Origin of the sequence: Pseudomonas gingeri (assembly GCF_013386165.1) — a bacterium.
GTDB lineage: Bacteria > Pseudomonadota > Gammaproteobacteria > Pseudomonadales > Pseudomonadaceae > Aquipseudomonas > Aquipseudomonas gingeri_C.
Genome location: NZ_JACAOS010000041.1, coordinates 18,324 through 36,644, shown reverse-complemented (window position 1 = coordinate 36,644; position 18,321 = coordinate 18,324). Strand labels below are relative to the sequence as shown.

The 18,321-nt window shown below is 62.8% G+C and carries 17 protein-coding genes; 9 read left to right on the top strand and 8 right to left on the bottom strand.

Going from position 1 to position 18,321, the window contains the following annotated elements; genetic code table 11:
• The 6 genes from HX866_RS33925 to cysM all read right to left on the bottom strand — a co-directional run.
• Positions 1–1,705: ShlB/FhaC/HecB family hemolysin secretion/activation protein (locus HX866_RS33925; protein WP_177141282.1), on the bottom strand; the 1,705-nt coding region annotated here is incomplete at its 3' end.
• Positions 1,706–1,874: 169 nt separating this feature from the next.
• Positions 1,875–2,420 (bottom strand): DUF2058 domain-containing protein, encoded by a 546-nt coding sequence (locus HX866_RS33920; protein WP_177095566.1) that lies wholly within the window; start codon positions 2,418–2,420, stop codon positions 1,875–1,877.
• Between the two features lie 25 nt (positions 2,421–2,445).
• Positions 2,446–3,297, bottom strand: coding sequence for a nucleoside triphosphate pyrophosphohydrolase (mazG, locus tag HX866_RS33915; RefSeq protein WP_177141281.1), 852 nt, complete (start codon positions 3,295–3,297; stop codon positions 2,446–2,448).
• A 37-nt stretch (positions 3,298–3,334) separates the two neighbouring features.
• Positions 3,335–5,578, bottom strand: a complete 2,244-nt coding sequence (gene relA, locus HX866_RS33910) for a GTP diphosphokinase (RefSeq protein WP_177095562.1) — start codon at positions 5,576–5,578, stop codon at positions 3,335–3,337.
• A gap of 119 nt (positions 5,579–5,697) precedes the next feature.
• Complete coding sequence (gene rlmD / locus HX866_RS33905) at positions 5,698–7,050, bottom strand: 23S rRNA (uracil(1939)-C(5))-methyltransferase RlmD (protein WP_177141280.1); 1,353 nt, start codon at positions 7,048–7,050, stop codon at positions 5,698–5,700.
• On the bottom strand, positions 7,050–7,952 hold the full coding sequence (gene cysM / locus HX866_RS33900) for a cysteine synthase CysM (protein WP_177141279.1): 903 nt from the start codon (positions 7,950–7,952) through the stop codon (positions 7,050–7,052). Before cysM ends, rlmD begins: the two co-directional genes overlap by 1 nt.
• Before the next feature lie 318 nt (positions 7,953–8,270).
• Between cysM and HX866_RS33895 the strand changes: the two genes are divergently transcribed.
• The 4 genes from HX866_RS33895 (at position 8,271) to HX866_RS33880 (ending at position 13,015) form a co-directional block, all read left to right on the top strand.
• Positions 8,271–11,024, top strand: coding sequence for a response regulator (locus HX866_RS33895; RefSeq protein WP_177095556.1), 2,754 nt, complete (start codon positions 8,271–8,273; stop codon positions 11,022–11,024).
• A gap of 68 nt (positions 11,025–11,092) precedes the next feature.
• On the top strand, positions 11,093–12,082 hold the full coding sequence (locus tag HX866_RS33890; protein ID WP_177141278.1) for a 2-hydroxyacid dehydrogenase: 990 nt from the start codon (positions 11,093–11,095) through the stop codon (positions 12,080–12,082).
• 94 nt (positions 12,083–12,176) lie between these two features.
• On the top strand, positions 12,177–12,611 hold the full coding sequence (locus HX866_RS33885) for a hypothetical protein (protein ID WP_100944191.1): 435 nt from the start codon (positions 12,177–12,179) through the stop codon (positions 12,609–12,611).
• Positions 12,611–13,015 carry an META domain-containing protein gene (locus tag HX866_RS33880; protein WP_177095550.1) on the top strand — a complete coding sequence of 135 codons (405 nt, stop codon included), beginning with the start codon at positions 12,611–12,613 and terminating at the stop codon, positions 13,013–13,015. Before HX866_RS33885 ends, HX866_RS33880 begins: the two co-directional genes overlap by 1 nt.
• 59 nt (positions 13,016–13,074) lie before the next feature.
• On the opposite strand, the gene HX866_RS33875 is transcribed toward HX866_RS33880, so the two are convergent.
• Entirely contained in the window at positions 13,075–13,956 is an 882-nt protein-coding gene (locus HX866_RS33875; protein ID WP_177095547.1) for a LysR family transcriptional regulator, read from the bottom strand.
• 154 nt (positions 13,957–14,110) lie between these two features.
• Here HX866_RS33875 and lldD point away from each other — a divergent pair, with 154 nt between their 5' ends.
• Together lldD and HX866_RS33865 are read left to right on the top strand one after the other, a co-directional pair.
• Positions 14,111–15,256: an FMN-dependent L-lactate dehydrogenase LldD gene (gene lldD / locus HX866_RS33870; protein ID WP_177095545.1), complete on the top strand. Its 1,146-nt coding sequence runs from the start codon at positions 14,111–14,113 to the stop codon at positions 15,254–15,256.
• A gap of 7 nt (positions 15,257–15,263) precedes the next feature.
• Entirely contained in the window at positions 15,264–16,358 is a 1,095-nt protein-coding gene (locus HX866_RS33865) for an FUSC family protein (protein ID WP_177095543.1), read from the top strand.
• A 16-nt stretch (positions 16,359–16,374) separates the two neighbouring features.
• On the opposite strand, the gene HX866_RS33860 is transcribed toward HX866_RS33865, so the two are convergent.
• On the bottom strand, positions 16,375–16,836 hold the full coding sequence (locus tag HX866_RS33860) for a TlpA family protein disulfide reductase (RefSeq protein WP_177141277.1): 462 nt from the start codon (positions 16,834–16,836) through the stop codon (positions 16,375–16,377).
• A gap of 115 nt (positions 16,837–16,951) precedes the next feature.
• On the opposite strand from HX866_RS33860, the gene arsC reads away from it, so the two are divergent.
• The 3 genes from arsC to HX866_RS33845 are packed head-to-tail and all read left to right on the top strand — an operon-like array spanning position 16,952 to position 18,316.
• A complete protein-coding gene (arsC, locus tag HX866_RS33855) occupies positions 16,952–17,305 on the top strand; it encodes an arsenate reductase (glutaredoxin) (RefSeq protein ID WP_177141276.1) in 354 nt (117 codons plus the stop codon).
• Positions 17,302–17,907, top strand: coding sequence for an NAD(P)H:quinone oxidoreductase (wrbA, locus tag HX866_RS33850; protein WP_177095537.1), 606 nt, complete (start codon positions 17,302–17,304; stop codon positions 17,905–17,907). The genes arsC and wrbA overlap by 4 nt, the downstream gene beginning before the upstream one ends.
• The gene (locus tag HX866_RS33845; RefSeq protein WP_177095535.1) at positions 17,900–18,316 is read left to right on the top strand and encodes a DUF2069 domain-containing protein; all 417 of its coding nucleotides are present in this window, start codon (positions 17,900–17,902) and stop codon (positions 18,314–18,316) included. The genes wrbA and HX866_RS33845 overlap by 8 nt, the downstream gene beginning before the upstream one ends.
• Positions 18,317–18,321 lie beyond the last annotated feature (5 nt).

Below are 18,321 nucleotides of genomic sequence, written 5' to 3'. Positions count from 1 at the left end.
AATCCAGACGGAAATAGATCGGTGCTTCGCGCTCGGTAATCGGCTCCGGTCGCTCCAGCGAATGAGCAAAAGTCACCGTCGCGGCAAGATGCTTGCCCCGGGCAAACAGCTCGATCGAGTCGCTGGTCATGCGCCCATGCTGCTCGGCGCTGTAGCGGCCATGGCGAATCACGCCCTGGTCGTAGCCGACGCTGGTGCCGTATTCGGAAAGCAGCGGCTGCAACCATGCCCAGGTCACCGGCCGGCTCCAACGCAAATCATTGCGCCAGTAACCGCCGCTGTCGCCGGACAGCGTCTGGTCCTTGTAACCACGGATGGAAGACTGCCCGCCCAGGCTCATGCGCTGGGAGCTGAACAACACGTCGTCGCTGCGCTGGCCGGTCATCAGGCTGCTGAAGCTGAACGACTCGCCCCAGAGCTTGAACGGTTGCAGGTAGCTGACCGTCGCGGTGTATTTGCGATAGCGGGCGTCGGGCAATCCCTGCTGGAAATTCGGACTGTTGTCCTGGGCGTCAAAAGCGCTGATGCCGTCCTGCATCCCCAGGTCAAGGTTGAGGAACGCACTGCCGATGCGCCGACCGTGGTTGATGCCGAACTGTGCTTCGCTCAGGCGGTTGCTGCTGTCGGCCAGCTTGCTCTTTTCAATGTAGTTATTGGTGCGCAGGTAGGTCAGGCCGGTATTGAGCGAGGTCTTGCTCAAGGCATCGCGGTAGATCACCCGCTCCAGTTTCACCTGGTGGTTCTGGCTATCGCCGGTCGACTCGAAGTTGAAACCGTTGGCCTGCTGCTGGGAACGGTAGTCACTTTCGCTGTAGGTGTAGCTCAGGTTCCACCAGCCGAAGGGCAGGTTGTAATAGAGCATGGCATTGCGCGAGTTCTTCGTTTGGTCGCGGACCACATCGTGGCCGGCCCGCAAGGAAAACTGATCGGCCAAGCCCAACGGGCTGTCCCAATCGAAGGTCGTCCCGGCCTGTTGCTCGCCGGTGCTGCGCTGACCATCGTTGCCGTAGGAAACCCCGGCCCGCCAAGGTTTTTGCGGGTTGTTCTTGACCAGCACCTCGCTGCCGCCGACTTCCTTGCCTGGCGCCAGCTCCATCTGCGCCTGGTTCGACGGCAGACGGTTCAGCTGGTCAACCATCTGCTCGATCTCACGCAGGTTGAGCAACTCGCCCGGCTTGCCCGGAAAACTCATCGCCAGTTGACGATCGGACAAGCCGCTGCCATCCGCCCCTTTCAAACCTTCGAGCTTGCCTTCGACCACCAGCACTTTCAGGTTGCCCGTGGACAGGTCCTGCTGTGGCAAGTAGGCGCGGCTGGTGACCAGGCCTTTTTCTATATAGCTATCGGTGATGACCTTGAGCAGGTCGTTGAGCTGCGGCACACCCAGGCATTGGCCAAGGTAAGGTTTCAGCAGACGTTCGCGCTCGCCTGCGGACAGGGAGTCAGCCCCTTGCAGGTCGATGCTCTTGATCGGAAAACAGCGGGTATCAACCGGAGCCGTTGGCGTGACGGGAGCTGCCGCTTTACCGGGCAGGTCCTTGAGTTCTTCGAGACGGCGGCGCTGCTCTTCGAGCAGGCGGTCCTGGCGATCACGAATCAGATCGGTATCACCCGGGGTGGGTGCCCCATGGGCTGTACCAAAAATGCTCAGACAAAATACCGCGGACAGCAGACCACGCCTCGTCCTGAGTGCCAAAACCCACATCACAGATCCCTCTAAATGGCCTAGTGCCATCAACGGGGCGCGATCATAGGGGGGCTATTTCATGGCGTCAATTAAATGTATCAATTCATTTCAATCAAGACACAAACCAGAAGCAAAACCCCACAAACACAAACCCCGCCTTTCAGCGGGGTTTGTTGTGTTCAGCCGGTTACCACATCAGATCGTCAGGGATCTGGTAGGCCGCGTACGGATCATCCTCGTCCGGCACCTGGGTCTCGCTCAGGATATTCAGCTGGACGATACGCTCAGGGGCGCGCTCCTGGATCTTCAACGCCGCCTCGCGAGGGATCACCTCGTAACTCCCCCCGTGATGGACAATCGCCAGGGAGCCGTTGCTCAGCTTGTTGCGCATCAGCGTGTTGACCGACAGGCGCTTGACCTTCTTGTCGTCGACGAAGTTGTAGTAGTCCTCGGTGGTCAACTTGGGCAGACGCGAGGTTTCGATCAATTGCTTGACCTGGGCCGTGCGGGCCTTGGCCTCGACCTTTTCCTGCTGCTGGCGATTCAGTTCCTGGTCGCGCTTGACCTTCTCGGCCTGCGCCTCCTGGGCCAGGCGCGCTTGAGTATCGTCAGCCTCGATCTGGCCCTTGTGGACCAGGCGCTGCTGCTTCTGTTTCTCTTTGCCGACCTGTTTGGCCTGCTTCTGGTTGACCAGTCCTGCTTTGAGCAACTGGTCGCGAAGGGAAAGACTCATGGTGCTTACTCACTTGGGCAACGGCTCAGCCGCAGCTGGGCCTATTCTTTTCCTGACGTTTGGCTTCGCCCCACAAGGCGTCCAACTCTTCGAGGGTGCAATCTTCCATGGGACGGTGGGTGTCGCGCAATGCCTGTTCGATAAAACGGAAACGTCTGTCGAATTTACCATTGGCGCCCCGCAAGGCATTTTCCGGGTCAACCTTGAGGTGCCGGGCCAGGTTGACCACGGCAAACAACAGGTCGCCGACTTCATCGGTGATCGCCGCCGGGTCGTTGTCGGCCATGGCTTCGAGCACTTCATCGAGTTCTTCGCGAATCTTGTCCACCACCGGCAAGGCGTCCGGCCAGTCGAAACCGACCGTGGCCGCGCGCTTCTGCAACTTCGCCGCCCGGGACAGGGCCGGCAGGGCAGCCGGTATATCGTCGAGCAGGGAAAGTTGTTCGGGCGCGCGATGGCTATTGGCACGCTGATGGCTCTCGGCACGCTCCTCGGCCTTGATCTCCTCCCAGCGCAGCTTGACCTGTTCCTCGCTAAGGCGCGGCAGGTCCAGCGCGGCGTAGAGATCGCCGGTTGGGAACACGTGGGGGTGACGCCGAATCAGCTTGCGGGTGATGCTGTCGACCACGCCGTCGAATTCGAAACGCCCTTCTTCCCGCGCCAGCTGGCTGTAATAGACCACCTGGAACAGCAAGTCGCCCAATTCACCCTGCAGGTGCTCGAAGTCGCTGCGCTCGATGGCGTCAGCGACTTCGTAGGCTTCTTCCAGCGTGTAGGGAACAATCGTCGCGTAGGTCTGCTTGATGTCCCAAGGGCAACCGTACTGCGGGTCGCGCAGACGGGCCATGAGGTGGAGCAGGTCTTGAAGGCTATACATCGGTTGTTCTCAATATTCTTGAGTTGAGCGCAGCAGCTCAAGGCGTCCGGTTACGCCGGGTTTCGATGATGTTCGGCAACTGGGAAATCCGCCCCAGCAACCGCCCCAGTGCATCCAATCCCGGAATCTCGATGGTCAGGGACATCAATGCGGTGTTGTCCTCCTTGTTCGAGCGGGTGTTGACCGCCAGTACGTTGATCCGCTCGTTGAGCAGCACCTGGGACACATCACGCAGCAAGCCGGAACGGTCGTAGGCGCGGATGATGATATCCACCGGATAGGTCGAAACCGGCACCGGCCCCCAGCTGACCTGGATGATCCGCTCCGGCTCGCGCCCGCTCAGTTGCAGCACCGCAGCACAGTCCTGGCGGTGAATGCTCACACCACGGCCCTGGGTGATATAGCCGACGATGGCGTCCCCCGGCAGCGGCTGGCAGCAGCCGGCCATCTGGGTCATCAGGTTGCCGACGCCCTGGATCTGGATATCCCCGCGCTTGCCCGGCTTGTAGCCCGTGGCCTTGCGCGGAATCAGTTCCATCTGCTCGTTGCCACGCTCGGGCTCGACCAGTTGCTGCGCCGAATTGACCAGTTGCGCCAGGCGCAAATCGCCTGCGCCGAGGGCGGCGAACATGTCTTCGGCGGTTTTCATGTTGGCCTTGTCGGCCAGCTTGTCGAAATCCACCTGCGGCAGGCCCAGGCGCGCCAACTCGCGTTCGAGCAAGGTCTTGCCGGCCGCGACGTTCTGATCACGGGCCTGCAATTTAAACCAGTGAACGATTTTCGCCCGCGCCCGGGACGTGGTGATGTAACCCAGGTTCGAGTTCAACCAGTCACGGCTCGGCGTACCCTGCTTGCTGGTGATGATTTCCACCTGCTCGCCGGTCTGCAGGCTGTAGTTGAGCGGCACGATCCGCCCGTTGATCTTCGCGCCCCGGCAGTTGTGGCCGATCTCGGTGTGCACCCGGTAGGCGAAGTCCAGCGGTGTCGCCCCCTTGGGCAGGTCGATGGCATGGCCGTCGGGAGTGAAGATATAGACCCGGTCCGGCTCGATATCGACCCGTAACTGCTCGGCCAACCCGCCGATATCCCCCAGCTCTTCGTGCCACTCGAGCACCTGACGCAGCCAGGAGATTTTTTCTTCGTAGTGATTGGAACCGGATTTGACGTCGGTGCCTTTGTACTTCCAGTGCGCGCACACCCCCAGCTCAGCCTCTTCGTGCATGGCGTGGGTGCGGATCTGCACTTCCAGGACCTTGCCTTCCGGGCCGATCACCGCCGTGTGCAACGAGCGGTAGCCGTTCTCTTTCGGGTTGGCGATGTAGTCGTCGAACTCTTTCGGAATATGCCGCCACAGGGTGTGGACGATGCCAAGCGCGGTGTAGCAGTCGCGCATTTCCGGGACCAGTACACGGACCGCACGGACGTCATAGATCTGGCTGAATTCCAGACCCTTGCGCTGCATTTTGCGCCAGATCGAATAGATGTGCTTGGCCCGGCCGCTGATATCGGCCTTGACCCCGGTGGCCAGCAATTCGTTTTCCAGTTGGTTCATCACCTCGCCGATAAAACGCTCACGGTCCAGCCGCCGCTCGTGCAGCAACTTGGCGATCTGCTTGTACTGATCGGGCTCCAGGTAACGGAACGACAGGTCTTCCAGTTCCCACTTGATATGCCCGATGCCCAGGCGGTGAGCCAGGGGTGCATAGATGTCGAAGACCTCGCGGGCCACGCGGTTGCGTTTCTCGTCGTCGGCGGTCTTCACCGCGCGGATCGCGCAGGTGCGTTCGGCCAGCTTGATCAGCGCCACGCGGACGTCGTCGACCATGGCGACCAGCATCTTGCGCAGGTTTTCCACCTGCGTCTGGCTGCCCAGGACCTGGGACTGGCGCGGGCTGAGGCTGGCGCTGATGGCGGCCATGCGCAGCACGCCGTCGATCAGCTTGGCCACCACCGGGCCGAATTTCTGGCTGACCGCGGTGAGGGGAATCTGCCCCTCGCGCACGCAGCGATACAGCACCGCCGCCACCAGCGAATCCTGGTCCAGTTTGAGGTCGGCGAGAATCTCGGCGATCTCAAGGCCGGTGCTGAAACTGGAACCACCTTCGGGCCAGAGGTTCTGCGCCGCGTTGGTCTGTTGTTCGGCAAGCCGTGCGTATTCGCAGGCTTGTTTCAAGGCTTCACGGTCCAGCGCCAGATCGACGCTCACCGTATGATCGAGCCATGCCTCGAGATTGATACTGCCGTCGGTGTTGATCGGCTGGTGTGCTCTCACCTGTACCATCTTGCTTACCTTCCCTACGACGCAGATTCAATGCGTCAAAATCGCTGACCTGTTGTGGCCCCCGCAGTCTGGCTGGGCTGACAGAATACGGCGGCGGTCAGTCGGACCAGACGAGCATCCTAGCTCGCTTCAAATAACGCCATGGCCTCGACATGCGCGGTCTGCGGAAACATATCGAGGATCCCGGCACGTTTTAACCGGTAGCCCTGCTTGATCAATTCAACCGTGTCGCGCGCCAGCGTTGCCGGATTGCAGGACACGTACACCAACCGTTCGGCACCCAGGGCAGCGAGCTTGCCCACCACCTCGAACGCACCGTCACGGGGTGGGTCCAAGAGTACCGCAGAAAAGCCTTCTTTGGCCCAACCGGCATCACTCAAAGGCTGGGATAAATCGGCCTGAAAAAAATGCGCGTTATGCAGATTGTTGCTCAGGGCGTTGGCGGCGGCACGTTCGACCATGGTCGCCACGCCTTCCACCGCCACCACTTCACGCACCTGGCGGGCCAGGGGCAAGGCAAAGTTGCCGAGCCCGCAGAACAGGTCCAGGACACGTTCATCGGCAGCCGGCTTCAGCCAGTCCAGCGCCTGGGCGACCATGGCCTCGTTGACCCCGGCGTTGACCTGGACAAAATCCCCCGGCCGATACGCAAGCTGCAGATCCCAGGTCTCCAGGCGATAGCCCAGGGACAACGACGGGTCCACTGGCTGCGGGCCGTCTTCGCCATGCAGCCAGAGTTGCGCGTCATGGGCGCTGCAGAAATCCACCAGGACTTGCAGGTCTTGGGCCGACAACGGCGCCATGTGCCGCAACAACACCGCCAGCGCCGAACCGCTGAACAATTCCACATGGCCCAGGGCCTGGGGTTTGCTCAAGCGGCGCAGCATGGCCGGCAATTCCCGCATGATCGGTTGCAAGGCCTGTACCAGCACCGGGCAGTCGTCGATGCCGACGATGTCCTGGCTGGCGGCGGCGCGGAAACCGACTTCGAGGGTCTTGCCCTTGGCGTCCCAACGCACGGCCACGCGGGCCCGTCGCCGATAGCCGAATTCCGGACCGGTCAGGGGCGCCGCCCACTCCAGCGGTTCGACGCCCGCAACACGCGACAACTGCTCGGCGAGCATGCTCTGTTTCAGGGCGAGTTGGTCAGCGTGGGGCATATGCTGCACGCTGCAACCGCCACAGCGCCCGGCATGGGCGCAGGGCGCGGGGCGACGACGCTCGCTGGCGAGGAACACCCGCTCGGTGCGGGCCTCAACGACCTTGCCGTGGGTGCCCAGTACCCGCGCCTCGACTTCTTCGCCAGCCAGCGCGCCGGCGACGAACCAGGTGCGACCTTCAATAAAGGCAATACCACGGCCGTCGTTGGACAGCCGCTCGATGGTCAGGCGTTGCTTCTTGCCCGTCGGTATTTGTGGGGCCCGGCTACCGCCAGTGGGCTGGAAGCGCAGGCCTCGTTCATGCTTGGCCATCAGTTGGGCGCGTCGTAGATGCCGGTCGACAGGTAGCGGTCGCCTCGGTCACAGATGATCGCGACCATCACCGCGTTCTCGACTTCGCGGGACAGGCGCAACATTGCCGCCACCGCCCCGCCCGAGGACACACCACAGAAAATACCTTCCTCACGGGCCAGACGACGCATCACGTCCTCCGCCTCTTCCTGGCCCATGTCGACGATACGGTCGACACGCTCGGCCTGGAAAATCTTCGGCAAGTACTCGTGGGGCCAGCGACGGATACCCGGAATCGACGCGCCTTCCATCGGTTGCAGACCAACGATCTGCACCTCGGGGCTCTGCTCTTTCAGGTAACGCGACACGCCCATGATGGTACCGGTGGTGCCCATGGAGCTGACGAAATGGGTAATGGAGCCCTGGGTCTGGCGCCAGATTTCCGGACCGGTGCTGGTGTAGTGGGCTTCGGGATTGTCGCCATTGGCGAACTGGTCGAGCACCTTGCCACGCCCTTCGGCCTGCATGCGTTCGGCCAGGTCACGGGCACCTTCCATGCCTTCCTCGCGGGTCACCAGGATCAGCTCGGCGCCATAGGCGGTCATTGCCGCCTTGCGTTCGGCGGTGGAGTTGTCCGGCATGATCAGGATCATCTTGTAGCCCTTGATCGCCGCGGCCATGGCCAGGGCGATCCCGGTGTTGCCCGAGGTGGCTTCGATCAGGGTATCGCCGGCCTGGATCTGCCCGCGCAGTTCGGCGCGGGTGATCATCGACAGTGCCGGGCGATCCTTGACGGACCCTGCGGGGTTGTTCCCTTCGAGCTTGAGCAACAGGGTATTGCTGGTGACGCCGGGCAGGCGCTGCAAGCGGACCAAAGGTGTATTGCCGACGCAATCGGCGATGGTGGGGTACTGCAAGGTCATGGCGTATTCGCAATCCAGACTGCGGGGGCTGACATCATACCGACAAACGTCGGCTCTCCATATCACGCAAAGTGCGGTGCTTATGGCTTATAGCTATAAGGAGGGGTTTACCCGACAACTCGTCGACATTGCAATTGATAATGTCCCGCAAGCAAGCGTTCCCGGGGGGATGGCGGCCCATGAGATCCCTGCGAACTTTGCGAGATTTACCCCCCCGCAAATGGCTACACTGCGCAAGTAGAGCGGGCGCAGGACGCGCACGCCGAGAATCGAAGATGGGCGTATCTGCCGGACGCTGTATCTGACGGAGACTGTTGCGTGCTTAAAAACCTGGGCATCAAAGGCCGCGTACTACTGCTCACCCTGCTGCCGACCACGTTGATGGCGTTGGTGCTGGGCGGGTATTTCACCTGGCTGCAACAGTCGGACCTGCAGACCCAGTTGCTGCAACGCGGCGAGATGATCGCCGAGCAGCTCGCACCGCTGGTCGCGCCGGCCCTGGGCCATAACGATGTCGACCTGCTGGAACGCATCGCCACCCAGTCCCTGGAACAGACCGACGTGCGCGCCGTGTCCTTTCTCGGCGCCAACCGTGAGCAACTGGCCCATGCTGGCCCAAGCATGCTCAACCAGCCGCCCATCGGTAACAGCAGCCACCTGTTACAGCGCACCGGCAACGATGCCACGCGCTATCTGTTGCCGGTCTTCGGCCGCCACCGCAATATTTCCGGGGAAGTGATCCCCGAAGAAGCCGACCGCCTGCTGGGCTGGGTCGAACTGGAACTGTCCCATAACAATATGTTGCTGCGCGGCTATCGCAGCCTGTTCGCCAGCCTGCTGCTGATTGCCACCGGCCTGCTCGGCACCGCCTTGCTGGCCTTGCGCATGAGCCGCACCATCAACACGCCGATCAGCAAGATCAAGCAAGCCGTCGCCCAACTCAAGGAAGGCAACCTGGAAACCCGCCTGCCACCCTTGGGCAGCCAGGAACTGGATCAACTGGCGTCGGGCATCAACCGCATGGCCGAGACCCTGCAGAACGCCCAGGAAGAATTGCAGCACAGCATCGACCAGGCCACCGAGGACGTGCGGCAGAACCTGGAAACCATCGAGATCCAGAACATCGAACTGGACCTGGCGCGCAAGGAGGCCCTGGAGGCCAGCCGGATCAAATCCGAGTTCCTCGCCAACATGAGCCACGAGATCCGCACGCCGCTCAATGGCATCCTCGGCTTCACCCACCTGTTGCAGAAAAGCGAACTGACCCCGCGCCAGCTCGATTACCTGGGCACCATCGAGAAATCCGCCGACAGCCTGTTGGGGATCATCAACGAAATTCTCGATTTCTCGAAGATCGAGGCCGGCAAACTGGTGCTCGACAGCATCCCGTTCAACCTCCGTGACCTGCTCCAGGACACCCTGACCATCCTCGCTCCAGCGGCCCACGCCAAGCAGTTGGAGCTGGTCAGCCTGGTCTATCGCGACACCCCGCTGTCGCTGATCGGCGACCCGCTGCGACTCAAGCAGATCCTCACCAACCTGGTGAGCAACGCGATCAAGTTCACCCGCGAAGGCACCATCGTCGCCCGGGCCATGCTTGAGGAAGAACACGAAGACAGCGTGCAGTTGCGCATCAGTGTGCAAGACACCGGCATCGGCTTGTCGAGCCAGGATGTCCGGGCGCTGTTCCAGGCCTTCAGCCAGGCCGACAACTCGTTGTCGCGGCAACCCGGCGGCACCGGCCTGGGGCTGGTGATCTCCAAGCGCCTGATCGAGCAGATGGGCGGTGAGATCGGTGTCGACAGCACCCCGGGCGAAGGCTCCGAATTCTGGATCAGCCTGAGCCTGCCCAAGACCCGCGACGACATCGAGGACCTGCCTGCCGCGCCGCTGCTCGGGCGCCGGGTGGCGGTCCTGGAAAACCACGAACTGTCACGCCAGGCCCTGCAGCATCAGTTGGAAGATTGCGGGCTCGAGGTGACGCCGTTCAACAGCCTGCAAAACCTCGCCAATGGGGTGACCGGGGCGCACCAGACCGAGCAGGCCATCGACCTCGCGGTCCTCGGCGTCACCGCCCAGGAAATGCCGCCGGAACGTTTGAGCCAGCACATCTGGGACCTCGAACACCTCGGCTGCAAAGTGCTGGTGCTGTGCCCGACGACCGAGCAGACGCTGTTCCAGCTCTGCGTGCCCAACCCCCACGGCCAGCTCCAGGCCAAGCCGGCCTGCACGCGCAAATTGCGCCGGGCCCTGGCCGAGCTGATCACTCCGCGCCCGGTCCGTCAGGAACCCGTCGAACCCCTGGGCAGCCGGGCACCGCGGGTGCTCTGCGTCGACGACAACCCGGCCAACCTGCTGCTGGTGCAGACCCTGCTCGAAGACATGGGCGCCTGGGTGCTGGCGGTGGACAGCGGTTACGCGGCCATCGACGCCGTGCAGCGCGAAGCCTTCGACCTGGTGCTGATGGATGTGCAGATGCCCGGCATGGATGGCCGGCAAAGCACCGAGGCGATTCGCCAATGGGAACATGAACGGCAAAGCACACCGCTGCCCATCGTCGCCCTCACCGCCCACGCCATGGCCAACGAAAAACGTGCCCTGCTGCAAAGCGGCATGGACGACTACCTGACCAAGCCGATCAGTGAGCGGCAACTGGCCCAGGTGGTGTTGAAATGGACCGGACTGGCCCTGCGCAACCAAGGCCTGGAACGCGGCGGCGACCAAAGCCGCAGCGGCAGCGAGCTGCTGGTGCTCGACCCGGACGAAGGCCTGCGCCTGGCCGCCGGCAAGCCTGACCTGGCCGCCGACATGCTGGCGATGCTGCTGGCCTCGCTGGAAGCCGACCGCGAAGCCATTCGCCAGGCCCGTAACGCCAACGACCACAACGCCCTGATCGAGCGGGTCCATCGCCTGCACGGCGCCACCCGCTACTGTGGTGTGCCGCAATTGCGCGCGGCCTGCCAGCGCAGCGAAACCCTGCTCAAGCAGGACGCCCCCAACGCCCGCCAGGCACTGGACGAACTGGACGTCGCCATCGCCCGTCTCGCCGCCGAGGCCCGTGTCAGTGCCTGATCCACGGCAAGAGGTTTAATGGACGCCGACGCTAGAGTGTCGGCTATCTCCTCGAAAGGAAGCCCCCAATGCGCGTCATTTTCTTCAGCAGCCAGACCTATGACCGTGACAGTTTCCTCGCCCTCTGCGGCACCAACGACCTCGAACTGCATTTCCAGCCGGCACGGCTGAACCTGGATACGGCGCCCCTGGCCCATCGGCATGAGGGGGTCTGCGCCTTTATCAATGACGACCTGAGTGCACCGGTACTGGAAGCGCTGGCCGCCGGCGGCACCCGCTTGATCGCCCTGCGCTCGGCGGGCTACAACCATGTCGACCTGGACGCCGCCGCGCGCCTGGGCCTGTGCGTGGTCCGTGTGCCGGCCTACTCGCCCCATGCAGTAGCCGAACATGCCGTCGCCCTGGTCCTGGCCCTCAATCGGCGCCTGCACCGCGCCTACAACCGCACCCGCGAAGGCGACTTCAGCTTGCATGGCCTGACCGGCTTCGACCTGGTGGGCAAGACCGTCGGCGTGGTCGGCACCGGGCAGATCGGTGCGACCTTCGCGCGGATCATGGCCGGGTTCGGTTGCCAGCTACTGGCCTATGATCCCTTCCCCAATCCCGAACTGCTGGCCCTCGGCGCCCGCTATCTGAGCCTGCCCGAGCTGCTGGCGCAGTCCCGGATCATCAGCCTGCACTGCCCGCTGACCGCCGACACCCATCATCTGATCAACCGCGACAGCCTCGCCCATCTGCAACCGGGCGCGATGCTGATCAACACAGGGCGCGGCGGCCTGGTGGACACCCCGGCGCTGATCGACGCGCTCAAGGACGGTCAATTGGGCTACCTGGGCCTGGATGTCTACGAGGAAGAGGCCCAGGTATTCTTCGAGGACCGTTCCGACCTGCCGCTGCAGGATGATGTGCTGGCGCGCCTGCTGACCTTTCCCAATGTGATCGTCACCGCCCACCAGGCCTTCCTGACCCATGAGGCACTGGCCGCGATTGCCGCGACCACCCTGGACAATATCGGCGCCTGGCGCGCGGGCGTGCCGCAAAACCAAGTCAATAGCTGACCCCGCCCGCGGGCCTCACCGGATCGAAGGTCACACGCCGCTGCCATTTGCGCGGCGTCTGCGTGCTAGCATACCGGCCATATTTGGAGGACCCATGGTCGAACACGATTTCCGCTACAGCCTGATGAACCCGCAACACACCCTGACCGAATGCCGCGCCCTGGTGCCGGGACGCTATCAGGTCACCGGCAACGGTGGCTCGATCCGCGCCGACGATGTCCTGCTGGTGACCCTCAAGGGCAGCAAGGACCTGTCCATGCGCCTGACCGTGGACACCGTGCGTCACCTGATCAATCCGCCAGGCCAATGGGTCGCGGTGGCCAAGGGTCCGGTCTTCGGCGAACTGGCGATTCACCAGTGGCAGGTCAACTGCGACAGCTGCGCCAAGGAACTGAACTTCGAATTCGCGGTGGACGCCAAGCTCGGTAACCCCGCGCAAAAACCAGCCGCCACGGCGCGTATCGCCGAGCTGGGCTGGACCACACAGGGCGAAAAACACCTGTGCCCGAGATGCCAGGAGGCAAAGTAATGAAACGCGCGGTGATTCTGGGAATGCTGGCAGCCAGCCTGTACGGCTGCGCCGGCGAACAGGTGCAATTGAAACAGGATCACAGCTATGTGCTGGAGTGGATCGGCGAACGTCCGCTGATCGACAACAGCCATCTGACCGTCACCCTCGGCGACGACGGCCGGGCCTATGGCACCGGCGGTTGCAACCACTGGTTCGCGCCCTACACCCTGGACGGCGGCAACCTGAGCTTCGGCAAGGTCGGCAGCACCCGCAAGCTCTGCGCACCGGCGTTGATGGAGCAGGAAAAACGCTTCCTCCAGGCGCTGGAAAATGTCCAGCGCTGGGATATCTCGCCCATCGAGCAAGTGCGTTTCTGGCCGCAGGAAGGCAAACCGCTGCGGCTGTGGTCGGAAGAAGGCTGAAGCACTTCCAGGTCGTACCTGCAAGGCGCGCTGTGTGCCAAAGCCACACAGCGCCCGTTTCAAGCCCCCTTCATTTCCTCCGCCAGCTCCAGCCAGGCCAGTGCTGCCGGTGGCAAATGCGCATTGCGACGCCAGGCCAGGGCGATATGCCAATCAGTCTGCGGCTCATCCAGCGGGATTTGCACAATCCCTTCATGCCGATGTTTCTGCGCAAGCATTTGTGGCAGAAACGCCACGCCCAGGCCAGCCACCACCAGATCGACGATGAAGTCGACCTGGGCACTGCGGGCCGTAACCTTGGGCACCACGCCCCTGAGTTCGCACGCCGCGAGAATAATCCGGTTGAGGGCAAACCCGGCCTCGAAGAGGATAAACGGCGATGACGCCAGGTGGGCAAAATCCACCGTCCTGCTGCCTGACAACGGATGGTTTGACGGCATAAGGACAATCAGCGGCTCCGACCTCACCTCCTGATAATCAAACTCCTCGCCAATGGGCACCAGCAGAGCCGCCAGGTCGACTTCCCCCGCCAGCAGACACTCATGCAATTTCTGGCTGCCGTGCTCGACCAGTTCGATATCGATATTCGGATAACGACTTCGATAGGTGGCAAACATGCTGGCGAACAAGGCACCACTGCCCACCGGCGGCAAACCGATGCGCAGTACACCACGCTTGAGCCCGCGCAATTCGTCGAGTTCGGCCATCAGGTCGCTGCGCTCGGCCAGCAGCACCAACGCCCTGCGGTAGGTAATCTCCCCGGCCGCGGTCAATTCGCTGCGATGCCCGATACGGTTGAGCAGCGGCATTCCCAGTTCATCCTCCAAGGTCTTGACCGCCTTGCTGACGGTCGACTGGGTCAACGACACCACTTGCGCCGCCTGGGAGAAACCGCCCTGGCGCACGACCTCGACAAAGGCCCGCAACGTCCGCAGATTCATGACTATTCCTTTTGCGACTAAATCAAAGTTGAAAAAGTTGTTTTTATCATACAAGGGTTTTCCCTACCCTGAGTCCGTCGGCTAACCCACAGTCTTGACCCTATGGATCAAGGCTCAGGCAGGCCAGCCCTTCACTCAGAGGAACCGGCTCCCCATGATCATTTCATCGGCCACTGACTACCGCGAAGCGGCACGCCGCAAGCTGCCACGCTTTCTGTTCGACTACATCGACGGCGGCGCCTACGCCGAACACACACTGAAGAAAAACGCTACGGATCTGGCGGACATCAGCCTGCGCCAGCGGATCCTGAAAAATGTCGACCGCCTGAGTCTGAAAACCCGCTTGTTCGACCAACCGATGGCCATGCCCATCATCCTGAGCCCGGTGGGCCTGACAGGCATGTATGCGCGCCGTGGCGAAGTCCAGGCAGCCAAGGCTGCCGCTGATAAGGGCATCCCCTACTGCCTGTCAACGGTCTCGGTGTGCTCTATCGAGGAAGTCTCGTCACAAAGCCCGCAGAGCATCTGGTTCCAGCTCTATGTGCTCAAGGATCGCGGCTTCATGCGCAATGCGCTCGAACGGGCTCAGGCCGCCGGAGTCAAGACCCTGGTGTTCACCGTGGACATGCCGACACCGGGCGCGCGCTATCGCGATGCACATTCGGGCATGTCCGGTCCCTATGCCGCCACACGCCGGATCCTGCAGGCGACGATGAAACCGGACTGGGCGTTCAACGTTGGCGTCCTGGGACGTCCACATGATCTGGGCAATGTCTCCAAGTACCTGGGCAAGGCCACCACCCTGGAAGATTATGTCGGCTGGTTGGCCAACAACTTCGACCCCTCCATCAGTTGGAAGGACCTGGAGTGGATCCGCGAATTCTGGAAAGGCCCGATGATCATCAAGGGCATCCTCGACCCGCAGGATGCCAGGGACGCCGTCAGCTTCGGCGCCGACGGGATCGTGGTCTCCAACCACGGCGGGCGTCAGCTCGATGGCGTGCTATCCACTGCCAAGGCGCTGCCGCCGATTGCCCAGGCCGTGGGCAGCGACCTGACCGTACTGGTCGACTCGGGGATCCGCTCGGGGCTGGATGTGGTGCGGATGCTGGCCCTCGGCGCGAAAAGCGTGCTGCTTGGCCGCTCGACGGTGTACGCCCTGGCGGCTGACGGGCAACACGGCGTGGAAAACATGCTGGATATCTTTGCCCAGGAAATGCGCGTGGCCATGACCCTCACTGGGGTGACGTCGATCGAGCAGATCGACGAATCCATCCTCGCCCGCACTCCGGCCTGCTGAGTCCATCATGCAACAGCCCGTGACCTCGAAAGCGACAGCGATCCTGCGTCGGTTGGCAGACGCAGGCAGAGCCCGCCAGATCCACATGGCCGACCTCAGCCGCGGCGGGATCGCCTGTGCGGTCCCGGCGATCCTCGCGGTGTACTGTCACAATCCGCTGCTCGGCTGGTCGGCCATCGCCGCATTCTGGAGCTGCATCAGCCTGCCTGGCGGGCGCTTCGTCAACCGCTGCCGGTTCGCCCTGGTGTTCAGCCTGGCGGGCGCGTTCGCGTCGGGGCTCGGGGTCTGGAGCGGGACCTGTGCGCCATTGATGATCGGCCTGGCGGCGGTCATCGGCTTCTGCGGCGCCTTCGCCAGCGTGGCGGGCAAGCGGATTAGCGTCCCGGCCTTGCTGGTCGCCACGGCCTTCGCGGTATCGACGGCCGTTGCCGGAAACAGCCTTGAGCATGCCGTCGGTTATGCCTGTTACTTTCTCTACGGCAGCCTCTGGGCAAGCGCCATCAACCTGCTGTCGTGGCGGCCCGGTGAACGGGCGGTGCTCCCGGACGAGCCGCCCGCGCCCCTGTCAAGCCTGCTGCGGCAACACCTCAACCTGGGCTCCCATGGTTTTCTGCATGGCGTGTGTGTTGCGTTGGCCACGGCCATTGCAGTGGCCGCGGTACACTACTGCGCAGTGGATCACGGCTACTGGATGACCCTGACGGTGCTGCTGATCAGCCAGCCCGGGTTTGCCGCCACCTTGAAAGTGTCTGTCGAACGGGTGGCGGGCACCTTGCTCGGCGCGCTGATCGCCATGCTACTGGGTCATTTCATCCACTCGCCGCTGCTGATGGCGTGGCTGATTCTGCCCCTGTCGATCGGAACACTGGCCTGCCGCAACATCAGCTACCTGGCCTTTACGCTGTTTCTGACGCCGCACTTCATCCTGGTTGCCCAGTTGGGCCAACCCGGTGATGCCGAAATCGGCCTCACCTATCTGCGCGTGCTCAACAGCCTGGCCGCTGCGCTGTTGGTGATCATGATCGCTCTGGTCGCCCGGCCGCTCTGGAAAAAACGCGACCGGCAGGAACCATCGGCAGGCTCGAAGGCCCGCAGTTCCTGACCTTCCCCCGGCACCTTCAGCCCTTGAGGGCCTTCAGCCTCGCCAGCACACCCGCCGCCGTCTGCTCGCCCATCAACTGCTCGCGGACCTTGCCCTTGTCATCGATGATGTAAGTCACCGGCAAGGCTTCACTGCGCGGCAGATCGAAAAAGTCCGCCGGATCCTGGGCCAGCACCGTGAAACGGATGCCCAGGGTTTCGCCGGCCTTGCGCAGGTCATCGCCCTGCAAACCATCGAAGTTCACCCCGAACACCTCGACCGACTGGCCCTTGAGCTGCTCGGACAAGGCGTTCAATTCCGGGATTTCGGTACGGCACGGGCCACACCACTCGGCCCAGTAGTTGACCACCTTCCACTGTTTGTCGAGACGCTCGGACGCGACCTTCTGGCCGTTCTGGTCGACACCGTAATCGTTGCCACAACCGCTCAGCAGTAACGCGCCCATCATCGCCAATACGGCGGCCAATCGCCTTGCCATGTGCACAATCCCCCATCAAATAAGTCATCGACTGCGGCCCTTTACCTCACAAGGTTCAGGAGCGCTCGTCAGGCAGGTAGAATACCCGCCACCTTACGCAAGATGCGACCCGCACATGACCGATCTGACGCTTTATCACAACCCGCGCTGCTCGAAATCCCGCGGTGCGCTGGAACTGCTCCAGGGCCGTGGCCTCACGCCATCCGTCGTGCTCTACCTGGAAACCCCGCTGGACGCCGCGCAACTCAAGGAGTTGCTGGGCAAGCTGGGCATCGGCTCGCGCCAATTGCTGCGCACCGGCGAGGATGAGTACAAGCAATTGAACCTGGCCGACACCCAGCTCAGCGAAACACAGCTGATCGCCGCGATCGCCGCCCACCCCAAGCTGATGGAACGACCGATCCTGGTGGCCGGTGACAAGGCGATCATCGGTCGTCCACCGGAAAATCTGCTGGAGATCCTGCCGTGAGCACGCCTTACGTTCTGGTGCTGTTCTACAGCCGCAACGGCTCTACCCGTGAAATGGCCCGGCAGATTGCCCGCGGCGTCGAACAGGCGGGCCTGGAGGCACGCCTGCGCACCGTACCGGCGATCTCCAGCCAATGCGAAGCCGTGGCCCCGGAAATCCCCGAGGAAGGCGCGTTGTATGCCAGCCTCGACGACCTGAAACACTGCGCGGCCCTGGCCCTCGGCAGCCCGACCCGTTTCGGCAATATGGCGGCGCCGCTGAAGTACTTTATCGACGGCACCAGCAACCTGTGGCTGACCGGCGCTCTGGTGGGCAAGCCGGCCGGGGTCTTCACTTCGACGTCGAGCCTGCACGGCGGCCAGGAAAGCACCTTGTTGTCGATGCTGCTGCCGCTGTTGCACCACGGCATGCTGGTCACCGGCCTGCCCTACAGCGAGTCGGCCTTGCTCGACACCCGCGGTGGCGGTACGCCTTATGGCGCCAGCCACCATACCGGCGTCGACGGCAAACGTGCCCTGGACGAACATGAAATCGCCCTGTGCCGGGCCCTCGGCATGCGCCTGGCGAAGACCGCCCTGAGCCTGGAGAACGGCCGTGGCTAGGAAGCCCAAGGTGTTGCCGCCCCAGGCCTGGCTGGAAACGCGCGTGCGCTGGAGCCGCCCGTTGGCGCTGGTGTGTTTTCTCGGCCTGATGGCCTTGCTGGCGGTCTATGACCTGATGTTCGCCGAGCTGCACGGGGCCCGGCCCTGGGTGATCCTGCTGGTCGAACTGGCACCGCTGCTGCCCTTGCTGCCAGGGATGTTGCTGGGCAGCGCGCGCGGACACTCGTTCACCTGTTATGTGGTGAACCTGTATTTCCTCAAGGGCGCATTGGCGGCGTTCGACCCCAACCGGCAGCTATTCGGTGTACTGGAGATGGGCGCGAGCGTGGCAGTGTTCTGCAGCTCGATGCTGTATGTGCGCTGGCGTCATCAGTTGAATCGGCGGTTGGCGGGGGAAGGCCAAGTATAGTGCTC